A 10,664-nucleotide genomic window follows, 5' to 3' on the forward strand; every position below is an offset into this window, starting at 1 on the left:
GGCAGGTGAGCGGGGCGGGGAGGGCCCTCGGCTTGCAGTGGCGGTGAGAATGGTCTTTATGGGCAGAGGAATACTGCGGATTTTTCTTGGCGCGGCGCCGGGCGCCGGGACCACTTACGCGATGCTGACCGAAGGGCTGCGGCTGACCGGAGATGGCGCCGATGTGGTCATCGGCGCGGCCCTGCACCGGGGCCGGCCGGAAACGGCTGCCCTGTTCGCGGACATGGAAGCAGTTTCGGATGCCGGCCCGGAGGGCGTTCAGGAGCTGGACCTGCAGGCCGTTTTGTCCCGTGCTCCGGAAACGGTGCTTGTGGATGACCTGGCTCAGGCCCACGGAGTGAACGGTGGGCGCAGGCTGGTATGGGAGGACGTCGATGGCCTGCTCGACGCAGGAATCAATGTCATGGCGACCCTTGAGATTGCGCGACTGGAGTCGTTGGGTGACGTGGTTGAAGCCATTACCGGCGTCCGGCCTGACGAGACGGTGCCGGACGCCTTTGTCCGTGGTGCCGGACAGATTGAACTTGTGGATGTGGATCCCGGACTGCTCCTTGAACGGGTGGCAGCAGGCAAGGTGGTTCCGGCGGAAAACGTGGATGCGGCCCTGGCGGGATATTTCCGCTTGGGGAACCTGACGGCATTGCGGGAGCTGGCCCTGCTGTGGCTGGCGGACCGCGTGGAGGAGGGCCTGAGTGATTACCGGGCGCGCAAGGGGATCGAGGCGGTCTGGAACACTCGGGAGCGGATCGTCGTCGGCCTTTCCGGCGGGCCGGGAGGGCAGTTGCTCGTGCGACGGGCGTTCCGAATGCTCGCCGGCAAGCTTGGCGCCGAGTTGCACGCCGTGCATGTGCGCTCCTCGGTAAGCTCCCGGGAATCACCGGGGGAACTGGACGCCCAGCGTGTTCTTGTGTTGGGGCTGGGGGGAACGTACCACTCGATCGGAGGCGATGATCCTGCCCAGGCGCTCGTTGCTTTCGCGCGCAGGACCGATGCAACACAGATCGTCGTCGGCGCCCCCGGACGGAAGCTGCGGTTGCGCCGCAGCGTCGGCCAGCGCCTTCTGCGCCTTGCAGGGGACGTCGACGTTCATCTGGTCGGTCACGGACGCAAAGGTGCGGCCAGTTCCGTCAGGACGGGCCCGTCATCGCTGGGCAGAGGCCGGATGATGGCCGGCGCCGCTATGGCGTTGCTGCTGCCGTTCATCCTCCAGGCGGGACTTAGTCTCTGGCCGCACAGCCACTTCGCCACCGATATGCTCGTGCAGCTGACCGGGACCATCGCCGTAGCGCTGGTCGGCGGGCTCTGGCCGGCCGTGGCGGCGGCAGTGCTCAGCAGTGCGATCGTGAATTTTTCCGCTCTGCACCCCATCGGCACCATGGGCATCAGCGATCCTGAGAATGTTCTGGCCCTGCTGATCTTCCTGGCCGTCGCGATCGCGGTTTCGCTCGTCGTTGGGCTCTCGGCAAAACGCAGCCGGGCGGCAGCCGCAGCCGGGGCCGAAGCTGCGGCTCTGGCGGAGCTGAGCCGCAGCACCCTTGCCGTCCACTACACCATCGGCGAATTTTTGGACCGGATCCGCGAACACTTCCGCAGCAGCGGTGCCGCGTTGTATGCGCGGGATGAACGCCAAGGCAAAATCCGGGCATGGCAGCTGGTGGCCAGCACCGGCAGAGTCGATGAAGACCTGAACGGCAATGAGAACGTCGAGCAACTTGACCCATCGCATGCCCTGGCGCTCTCCGGCCGCCCCCTCAGCCAGCAGGAACGGCACCTGCTCACTGCCTTCGGCGCCCACCTCATGGCCCTCCTGCAACGGGACCAGCTCCGGGCCAGCCGCCGCGACATCCTGCGGCTATCCGAAGGCAACCAGATGCGCACCTCGATCCTGCGTGCGGTCTCGCACGACCTGCGCACGCCGCTGGCAGGGATCAAACTGGCCGTCAGCAGCTTGCGCCAAGACGCCGTGGAATTCGACCCGGAGGACGAGGCCGAGCTACTGGCTACCATCGAGGACTACGCCGACCGCCTGGGCCTGCTGGTAGGAAATTTATTGGACATGTCGAGACTGACGGCGGACTCGGTCACGCCTTTGATCCGGCCCGTCTACTGGGCCGACGCCGTCGCAGACGCCCTACGCGGAATTCCCGAGGAAGCCGTGCGGGTGGACTTGCCGGACAGCCTGCCCCCGGTTAACGCTGATCCGGGCATGCTGGAACGCGTGATTGCCAATGTCGTTGAAAACGCCGTGAAGTACGCCGGCGGGTCCGATATCTTCATCACTGCGGTCACCGGTACGGGCAAAACCTCGGTGAACGGGAAACCTGCCGGCCAACTGCGCATCATCGACCATGGCCGCGGCATCCCGGCCACTGAGCTGATCAATATGTTCCAGCCATTCCAGCGCCTCGACGACACGCCGGCGGGGACCGGGGTCGGCTTGGGACTGGCTGTCGCGAAGGGCTTTACCGAAGTTATGGACGGGCATCTGGACGCCGAGGAAACCCCAGGTGGAGGGCTAACCATCGTCATCACGATGCCGCTCTCAGCGCGGGCCTGAAGTACATTCGCGGAAGGCCGCTGTCCGGCGTAGGAGACGCGTTAAGATTTGGGCCGTCCGCGTGAAGAAACCGTTAAGAACGGCGCCCGGGGTCCGGTCTTGGGTTTTGCTGGGCGTTGGGAGGGCCAGCCGGGCCTTCTACACCGAAAGTTGGAATACGCATGGACGTGGACCTTTGGTGGGAGATTCTGCCGGTTCTGGCCGCCGGCGGCACCGTGCTGGTGCTGCTGATCCGTTCTCTGGTGCGCATGAAGAAGGGCAGCAATTGGTGGTGAGGAGGTGCCTGTCCGCGGACCCAGGAGACACAATAGAGCTCAACCGACGGGCGACGGTCGGCTTCCGGTGGCGTGCGAGGAGGAGACGGGACAGGCATGACCAACGTCTTGATCGTCGACGACGAGCCACAGATCCTGCGTGCGATGCAGATTAACCTCCGGGCGAGAGGCTACCGTACCTACATTGCAGCTACCGGAAGCGAAGCGCTGACGGAAGCAGCCAAAGAGCCTATCGACTTGGTGATCCTGGATCTGGGGTTGCCTGACATGGATGGGGTGGACGTGATCCGCGGCCTACGCGGGTGGACGGATATACCCATCATCGTGCTGTCCGCCCGGCATGCCTCAGACGACAAGGTTGAGGCCCTGGATGCGGGTGCTGACGACTACGTCACCAAGCCCTTCGACCTGAATGAACTCTTAGCCCGGCTTCGTGCCGCAGACCGGCGGAACGACAGCAGTCTCCAAGGCGCGTCGATTGGCACCGCTGACTTTGAGATCAACCTTAGCGACAAGCGGGTTGTTCGGGACGGACAGGCGGTCCGGCTGACCCCGAACGAGTGGAACATCCTGGAAATTTTGGCCAGAAACCCCGGCCGGCTCGTATCGCAGCAGCAGATCCTGACCCACGTGTGGGGGCCCGCTTATCTAAAGGAAACCCAGTATCTGCGCGTCTACATCGCTCAGCTCAGACGCAAGCTTGAACCTGACGCGTCCAGACCGCGCTATCTCCTCACCGAAGCAGGGATGGGCTACCGCTTTGAACCAGGGGCGCCCCCTTGAAACGGCTGTGCCGTCTCGAGACCGTCCGCCCCTCTTAGGTTTTATGACCGGAGGCCCTTTGCCCCCTGATCGGGCAGCCCTATTTGTCGAACCGTGAACGTGAAGGATGCCGCCGGAACCCGCGCTCAACCCTGTTTTATGCTCAGCGGTGCGGCCACTCCGACCGAGCCGCAACCAGAGTGGCGTCGAGCGAAATTTTGTCCCGGCTAGTCTCCGCGTCCCTCTTCGGTACTGATGCACAGCCGGTTCCCTTGGGCATCAGTGGCCACTACCCACACGGGCGCATGTTCATCATCGAGTGTTGCACCAACGGATACCAGAGCATCCAGATTCGAGGCGCTTTCGCTGAAGGGGACAGTGATGTCCAGGTGAAAACGATTCACATTCGGGCTCTGGGACTCCTGAAACCAGATGGCCGGGCCCCTGCCATAGGGATCGGTCAGGGTTCCGTCTTCCTGCATCTTGTAGCCCAGTGCAGTTCGCCAAACTTCCGAAATGGCTTCCGGGGTTCTCAATGTCTTCGTGCCCAAGGGCACGCCGCCGGCCATCCTCGGGCTGGGGCGGACGGGTCGCGGCGGTGATTACCATTCCCCATAGATCCGGATCAGCGCACGTTTTGCCGCGGTGTACGGCTCAGCCGAACCGGTGAGGAGCGAACGCGCATTGGCCGCCTCAAGAAATGCCGTCGTCTCGAACACCAGTTGATTCACGTCTACTTCAAGGAGTTCCCCGATGTCGGCCGCAGCCTGGATTTCCGAGGCCAGCAAGGAGCGCCATTCACGAACCGCCTCCGCCACCGCTTCCCTCACCGGACCAGATTTGGAATCGAACTCCGTGCTGGCGGCCGCAAAGAAACATCCGCCGACAAAGACCCTATTGCGGCTGTAGGAAAGCCAAGCGTCAAGAAGCGCGCGAAGTCTTTCGAGCCCGGGTGCGGCGTTGAGGGAGGGAGCTACGACCGCCGCGATGAAAACTTGTCTCGCTGCCTCAACCGTCGCGATTTGCAGCTGCTCTTTAGAACCGAAGAGGGCAGCTACTCCACTCTTGCTCAGAGTCGAACGAGATGCCAGGCCGCCGATCGAAAGGCCCGCAAGCCCCTCAACCGAGGCCATGTTCACAGCTTCCTCTAAAACAGTTTGTCGCGATTTCAGACCTCTGGCCGCTCTGCCATCCATATTTACCTCTCTTCTCCCAAGAAAATCATAGTGTACGATCGTTCGTATTGTTACCGGCTCGCGTATAGCCCCCCGGATTTCCGCCATTGGTAGACCTGCGCGGGGCTGCCAAAAGTCGGCCCGTTGATACTCAAGATTCGAAGGACGACCCCATGCAGACAACCCTGACGCATATCGGCACCGCAACGATGCTTGTCGAATTCGGCGGCCTCACGTTCCTCACAGATCCGGTGTTCAACCCCGCCCCTACTGAGTACAAGTTCGGGCCCCTAATCCTGCGGAGCACTAACAAACCGGCCATGTCCGCTAGCGAACTTCCACCAATTGATGCCGTGCTGCTCAGTCACGACGAACACCCGGACAATCTAGATGACGCCGGCAGGAGGTTGCTGGAGGGGAAACCCGTCTTGACCACCCAGAGCGGGGCGGGACGGCTGGGTGGCCAAGCAGTTGGTGTGGCGCCTTGGGCCAGTCACACGGTCGCCGTGGGAGAGAAATCCGTGATCATTACAGCGACGCCTGCCCATCATGGCCCCGTTGGTGACGTCATTGGATTCATCCTCCGGGTTCCGGGGGAAGAAAAGGTCCTTTACATCTCCGGCGATACCACCTATGAAAGCGACCTTGACCAAATCGGCGACCTATTCTCGATCGGAGTAGCAGTGCTGCACCTTGGCGCGGCGAAGTTCGCCATACTTGGGGACCAGATGGTCAGTATGGACAGTTCGAGCGCAGCCAAGTTTACTGCCGTCCTCGCCGCCGACGCCGTAGTGCCGATCCATTTCTCCTCTTGGGAACACTTTACTGAAACGGAAGATGAGATCGCGGCTTCATTTGCGGAAGCAGGCCTGACTGACCGCCTTGAATGGCTCACCCCCGGGGTGCTACGGATCCTTGAGGTCTGATTCCGCGAGGCAGCCCCTTCCGGCCAAACAGAGACTATAGCCACCGGTGAACTCCAAGTCGCTGGAATGAAGCACTGCGATCTTGACTCCGCCAACTTTGGGCGGCGACATAGGGAGTCAAGATGCAGGAAGCCTCTGAAAACCTTCAAACGACGGCGTGCCGGGCCTGTCAATAGCGCAGTTATTCGAGTCTGCGGCAAGCCAAGATTTCAAGGCTTCCCAGCTCAGCAACCGCGATGCCGGAAAATGGAAACGGATCATGATCGCTTCGGCAATAGGAGCCGCGCTTTTCAGCCTGCAAGCTGTCATCTCCGCACTGCTCGGCGGTTTCTACGTGACGGTAGTTGTGGTTCCGCTTGCCGTTTTCTTTCTTGCCATGAGTGCTGCAATTTGGTTGATGCTGAGGGCGCGGACGAAGTCACTGGGGAAAGACCGCTAGCCGAACTCAGCCACGAGGCCCCCGTTACTCCGAGTGGAGCCTAAATAATCGCTTCTGACTCACCACGCGCGTGCATAAGCTCTAGCTCATTTTTGTTGCAATGGGTGACCGGCTGATGCGACTGGCGGGCGGGCAACTCCCGACCTTGAGAAGCGAAGGTCTTGTTGCCTCCGGAACGAACGCCACTAACCCCGTTAAGCCAACGGCCCCGCCTCAGCGGCGGGTGGGGAGGACCGTCGTCGTGACGGCCACGGCCTGCGGGGTGCGGGGGAAGGGACTGAATCCGAAGCGCACGGGCGGATCCACCGGCGCGAGGGGCCCGAGGCCGGCCCCGTTCCAGCTCGCCACGGCGCGCTCAACGCTACGGATGGAGCGCACGCCATAGTACTCCCGACGTCCGCCTCCGGCGGAGCCGGCGGTGGCCACCCCCGGGAGCAGGATCCCCGCGGCGCGGTTCACGGCTGTCAGCCACGCCGGGTGGACGGCGATTCGGACGGGGACCAGTTGCAGCATCCAGCCCAGCGCTGTCACGGGGCCCAGGTCGGCGCGCAGTTCCAGCGGGCCGCCGGAAACGCGGAGGACCAGTACGGCGGTCCCGGGTTCGTTCCCCGGTTCCGCGCTCCGCTCCCCGGCGGGGCTCAGGCTGGCGTCCAGCGGCGCCACCACCACCTCATCGAAGCGGTAGGTCGCGGACACATAGTCGGCGACCGCCCGGTTGGGGGCCAGCAGCGTCCGCAGCCCGTCGCGGTCCTCGGTCATGACGTCCGTGAAGGCGCCGAGCGGCGAGTCCATCCAGTGCCCGACCACCAGCCGGCGTCCCGCGCTGGTGCCCAGACCCGCGATGAACCCTGTAAAGCGTTCCATCCGGCTACCGTACGGCTCCGGCCGGCCCCGCCGCACGCCGTTGCGTAAAATCGACGTCGCCACCGGCACTCACCTGACGTCAGGTTGGGTGTACCCTAACTGGCAAACACGCGGAACGCGAGCCAGTCTCCCAATCAGGACCACTCACGATACCCGAGGACCAAAGCAAGGAGCCGTGTGTCAGCTTGGAGTTGCCGCTGTGAAAGGCTGCAGTTATGGACAACTCATCCCGGGAACATGACCTCGTTCTCTACGGAGCGACGGGTTTCGTTGGCCGACTGATCGCCGGCTACGTCGCGGAGCATGCACCGGCCGGCATGCGAGTCGGACTCGCGGGCCGGTCGAGGTCCAAACTCGAGGCGGTTCGGTCGCAGTTGCCGGTCGCGGCGCACGGATGGGCCCTCATCGAAGCCGACTCGGAGGACGCGGACTCGATCGCTGCCCTGGCCGCGGGCACGCGCGTGCTCCTCACAACCGTCGGTCCATACACGAAACACGGATTACCTGTCGTCGACGCCTGCGCAGGGGCCGGTACCCACTACGCCGACCTCGCGGGTGAGGTGTCCTTCGTCCGGGAGGCGATCGATCGCTACGACGCTCTGGCCATGACGAGCGGGGCCCGGATCGTGCACTCCTGCGGCTACGACTCCGTGCCGTCCGACCTCGCTGTATTGCTGCTTCATCAGGCAGCAGAAGCCGATGGCGCTGGCGGTTTGGTCGAGGTTCAACTCGTCGCTACGGCCAAGGGTGGCATCAGCGGAGGCACGCTCGAGTCGATGCGCGGGCAGCTCGACACGATGCGATCGAGCACCGCCCTGCGGTCATTAGCCGCGGACCCCTACGCTCTGAGCCCCGACCGCACAGGGGAGCCGACGACACAACAGCCTCCTGACGCCGGTCCTGTTCGCCGTTCCGATGACGGCACCTGGACCGCGCCTTTCATCATGGCCGCGGTCAACACTCGGATAGTGCGCCGCAGCAACGCATTGCAGGGTTGGGCCTACGGCCGCTCCCTTCAGTACGGCGAGGTGATGGGGGTAGCCCGCGGACCGGCAGGAGCGGTCATCGTCAGGGCAATGGCACTCGGGCTCCGGGCATTCACGGGCGCGATGGCGTTTCCGCCGACCCGGGGAGTGCTCGACCGCTGTCTTCCGGCACCAGGTTCGGGTCCGAGCACCCGCACGCAGCGCGCGGGCTGGTTCCACTCCCAGGTAACCGCCCGCACCGAGAACGGGCACCGATACCAGGCGATTGCCGCTGGCCCCGGCGATCCCGGCTATGCCGCCACGGCCGTGATGGCAGGGGAGACTGCACTCGCTCTTGCCCTCGACGGTGACCGGCTGCCGACTGCGAAAGGGTCGCTAACACCGGCCACTGCACTCGGCAACGTGCTCATGCAGCGACTCCGTGCGGCCGGCCACACTTACCAGGTAACCAAACTCGCCTGAACCCAGATCCTAGCTGCGGCCCCGGAATACACAATTGAACACTTCGGTGATACGCAGCGGTTAGCTGATGAACTTCTCGCTCATGTCCTCAGCGGAAACAAACGCGCGACGGCGGAGCCCGTTGCGGACTTCATAGCGCGAGGTGACCAGGTGCCCCGGATCGGGGTCACACTGGATTGCCTGTGACGGGAACGGCACTCCGAGCATCATCATTCGCACTATTGAACGGCGCATTCGTTCTTTCAAAAGTGCTGATGCTGCTTTCGCCCGCGACGAAGGCGAGGACGATTTGAGCCTAGACAGTTGGCAGCGTGAGCACCGCCGCTACTGGACTCGCGTATCAGCAGCCCAAGGGCGTCAATGGGCAGAAACCGACGAGATCGTCTTCGAACGATTCAAGGTGGTTTGGCCACCTCAATATGCAGATTCGGCACAATAAGTCAGCCGCACGTTGGCTCGTAGGGGATTCCCCAAATGGGACAGTAATGAGCCCTGATAGAACGGGATCGCGGCCGGCGTTTCAGCTGTCTTTTTCGGCTTCTTTGCCAGACGCGAGATCCAGAAGCTTCGTCATGAGTATCCGACGTCATAACATCCGGTTGGCGTTCTACCTGCCGCCTTCCCCGAGGCAGATCTGGTACTTTGCCTGGCAGTACGCGCAGCGGCGGCCCCGAAGAAAGGCGAACTCATGCACCCGGAACTTCAACGCTACTCGAGGTCAGCAGACCACCTAGACAGGGTGAGCGCCGAAACATCGCTGTCTTTACGTGAGGGCATCAGCAACATCCTGTCGTGGCAACCGATCTGGCTAAAGGCGCTGTTCGTGGCTCGTGGTGTGCTGGCCCGCCTCATGCGGCTCGAACACCCATCCGGCCGTACGAACCGCGCACCTCGCCCGGCAGAGATTAGCCTCCGCCCCGGTGGCAGACTCGCCTTCTTCACGGTTTCCGCAAGCAAGGAAGACACCTACCTGGTGCTCACCGCCGAGGACACTCATCTAATCGCGCACCTCATCGTCGAGGTCGAGCCGACCGGAACCGAACCCAAGAACAATTTCCAGATCACTACCGTCGTCCATTACCGCCGTTGGACGGGGCGGCTCTACTTCAACTTGATTTGGCCTTTTCACAACTTCATCATGCGCCGCATGATCACTGCAGCACTGGTGCATCCCCCGGGTTTTCTGAAGAACTTCCCAAGCCGATGACCGTCTAAATGCCAGGCAGGTGTATCGATACAGAATTCTCAACCGGAACATTCACGAGCGCACAACTGCATTTAGGCAATTGTTCTGCTATCGGCGTTCGCGGAGGCAGGGACGTAGGGTTGTAAACCCTGTTTGGGGTTCCCAACCTCGACCATTTAGCCTCCAGTCCACAGGGGAATCATGAGCGCAAGCAGCAAGAGCAGCAGCAATGCGCCGAGGGTAGACGGGATCCAGTACCACTTGGACATCTGTAGTCCGAATAGTGAGAACACCACGGCACCGGCTACGGCGACAACCACCAGCGCGCGTTGTCGGTGACGAAAAAGAGGACCAGCGAAACCAAAAGCACAACCGTCGCCGCTATTGGTCCGGCAGTAGGTCGCCGCTCTGGGGTAACGACTGCCGCCATGGCCTCACCTTTCATTTACTGGCATTATGCCTGTTCACTTGCGCCTAGCGCTTCCGCCATTCAGTCCACGTCGGTGATGATTGCCCTATGATCAGCCAGCGAGCCACACCCTTCCGCATCATCCTCGGAGCCCGTGCTGTTGGGGCACTGCTGGCTCAGCTGCTGATTGTTCCGCAGGTCGCCGCAGAGTACGCCGGCGCCTACCCCGAGGTTGCGTACCTGGCGCCCCCGTACGTCACGGCAATCGTGATTGCCATCGGCGGTTTCGAGGTGGCCTTGCTGGCGTCCTGGCAGCTGCTTGCGGCCGCGGTGGCGGGCAACGTGTCGACCAGTCGGTCAAAGCGATGGGCCGCCGTCATGGCGGCTTCGCTATGCTTCATGTCGCTGATCTTTGCAGGCGTTTTTGTCCAGCTGGAAGCGTCGCAAACGTCGGCGGACCACCGATGTTGTTCGGACTGCTGGTCTCTCTCGCCCTTGTGCCCGTTGCGTTCAGTGTGAGAGCCAAGGCACTGAGGTTTCTAATGGGAAACGACGTCCACGAACGTGCTGTCGCGTGACTGGAATGCCCCGGGCCTGCGCTCCCGGGTAACGACGTCTTTTCC

Annotated in this window: 10 protein-coding genes and 1 pseudogene; 8 read left to right on the top strand and 3 right to left on the bottom strand. The window is 62.7% G+C overall.

Annotated elements, in window-relative coordinates; translation table 11 throughout:
- Positions 1–58: 58 nt before the first annotated feature.
- Together AC5RVV_RS00705 and AC5RVV_RS00710 are read left to right on the top strand one after the other, a co-directional pair.
- Positions 59–2,557: an ATP-binding protein gene (locus AC5RVV_RS00705; RefSeq protein WP_493999543.1), complete on the top strand. Its 2,499-nt coding sequence runs from the start codon at positions 59–61 to the stop codon at positions 2,555–2,557.
- Between the two features lie 371 nt (positions 2,558–2,928).
- On the top strand, positions 2,929–3,615 hold the full coding sequence (locus AC5RVV_RS00710; RefSeq protein WP_493999544.1) for a response regulator: 687 nt from the start codon (positions 2,929–2,931) through the stop codon (positions 3,613–3,615).
- 206 nt (positions 3,616–3,821) lie between these two features.
- Here the strand turns inward: AC5RVV_RS00710 and AC5RVV_RS00715 are convergent, their stop codons facing one another.
- Positions 3,822–4,163, bottom strand: a complete 342-nt coding sequence (locus AC5RVV_RS00715; protein WP_493999545.1) for a VOC family protein — start codon at positions 4,161–4,163, stop codon at positions 3,822–3,824.
- 33 nt (positions 4,164–4,196) lie between these two features.
- Positions 4,197–4,727 carry a TetR/AcrR family transcriptional regulator gene (locus AC5RVV_RS00720; RefSeq protein WP_493999546.1) on the bottom strand — a complete coding sequence of 177 codons (531 nt, stop codon included), beginning with the start codon at positions 4,725–4,727 and terminating at the stop codon, positions 4,197–4,199.
- A 215-nt stretch (positions 4,728–4,942) separates the two neighbouring features.
- Here AC5RVV_RS00720 and AC5RVV_RS00725 point away from each other — a divergent pair, with 215 nt between their 5' ends.
- Positions 4,943–5,695, top strand: coding sequence for an MBL fold metallo-hydrolase (locus tag AC5RVV_RS00725; RefSeq protein WP_493999547.1), 753 nt, complete (start codon positions 4,943–4,945; stop codon positions 5,693–5,695).
- 157 nt (positions 5,696–5,852) lie between these two features.
- Positions 5,853–6,134, top strand: coding sequence for a hypothetical protein (locus AC5RVV_RS00730; RefSeq protein WP_493999548.1), 282 nt, complete (start codon positions 5,853–5,855; stop codon positions 6,132–6,134).
- Positions 6,135–6,347: 213 nt separating this feature from the next.
- Here AC5RVV_RS00730 and AC5RVV_RS00735 read toward each other — a convergent pair whose 3' ends face one another.
- Complete coding sequence (locus tag AC5RVV_RS00735; RefSeq protein WP_493999549.1) at positions 6,348–6,998, bottom strand: hypothetical protein; 651 nt, start codon at positions 6,996–6,998, stop codon at positions 6,348–6,350.
- A gap of 215 nt (positions 6,999–7,213) precedes the next feature.
- Here AC5RVV_RS00735 and AC5RVV_RS00740 point away from each other — a divergent pair, with 215 nt between their 5' ends.
- From AC5RVV_RS00740 to AC5RVV_RS00755, 4 genes and pseudogenes are all read left to right on the top strand, one after another.
- Positions 7,214–8,446, top strand: a complete 1,233-nt coding sequence (locus AC5RVV_RS00740; RefSeq protein ID WP_493999550.1) for a saccharopine dehydrogenase family protein — start codon at positions 7,214–7,216, stop codon at positions 8,444–8,446.
- 6 nt (positions 8,447–8,452) lie between these two features.
- Positions 8,453–8,885 (top strand): annotated as a pseudogene (locus AC5RVV_RS00745) (ASCH domain-containing protein).
- Positions 8,886–9,134: 249 nt separating this feature from the next.
- Positions 9,135–9,653 carry a DUF2867 domain-containing protein gene (locus AC5RVV_RS00750; RefSeq protein WP_493999551.1) on the top strand — a complete coding sequence of 173 codons (519 nt, stop codon included), beginning with the start codon at positions 9,135–9,137 and terminating at the stop codon, positions 9,651–9,653.
- Between the two features lie 496 nt (positions 9,654–10,149).
- Positions 10,150–10,560, top strand: coding sequence for a DUF2975 domain-containing protein (locus AC5RVV_RS00755; protein ID WP_493999552.1), 411 nt, complete (start codon positions 10,150–10,152; stop codon positions 10,558–10,560).
- Positions 10,561–10,664 lie beyond the last annotated feature (104 nt).

Source organism: Arthrobacter sp. MDT2-34-1 (genome assembly GCF_059091365.1).

Coding starts and splice junctions, on each gene's coding strand:
- AC5RVV_RS00725 (WP_493999547.1), top strand. CDS start 4,943: ATGCAGACAACCCTGACGCATATCGGCACCGCAACGATGCTTGTCGAA.
- AC5RVV_RS00755 (WP_493999552.1), top strand. CDS start 10,150: ATGATCAGCCAGCGAGCCACACCCTTCCGCATCATCCTCGGAGCCCGT.
- AC5RVV_RS00710 (WP_493999544.1), top strand. CDS start 2,929: ATGACCAACGTCTTGATCGTCGACGACGAGCCACAGATCCTGCGTGCG.
- AC5RVV_RS00705 (WP_493999543.1), top strand. CDS start 59: ATGGGCAGAGGAATACTGCGGATTTTTCTTGGCGCGGCGCCGGGCGCC.
- AC5RVV_RS00750 (WP_493999551.1), top strand. CDS start 9,135: ATGCACCCGGAACTTCAACGCTACTCGAGGTCAGCAGACCACCTAGAC.
- AC5RVV_RS00735 (WP_493999549.1), bottom strand. CDS start 6,998: ATGGAACGCTTTACAGGGTTCATCGCGGGTCTGGGCACCAGCGCGGGA.
- AC5RVV_RS00715 (WP_493999545.1), bottom strand. CDS start 4,163: ATGGCCGGCGGCGTGCCCTTGGGCACGAAGACATTGAGAACCCCGGAA.
- AC5RVV_RS00720 (WP_493999546.1), bottom strand. CDS start 4,727: ATGGCCTCGGTTGAGGGGCTTGCGGGCCTTTCGATCGGCGGCCTGGCA.
- AC5RVV_RS00740 (WP_493999550.1), top strand. CDS start 7,214: ATGGACAACTCATCCCGGGAACATGACCTCGTTCTCTACGGAGCGACG.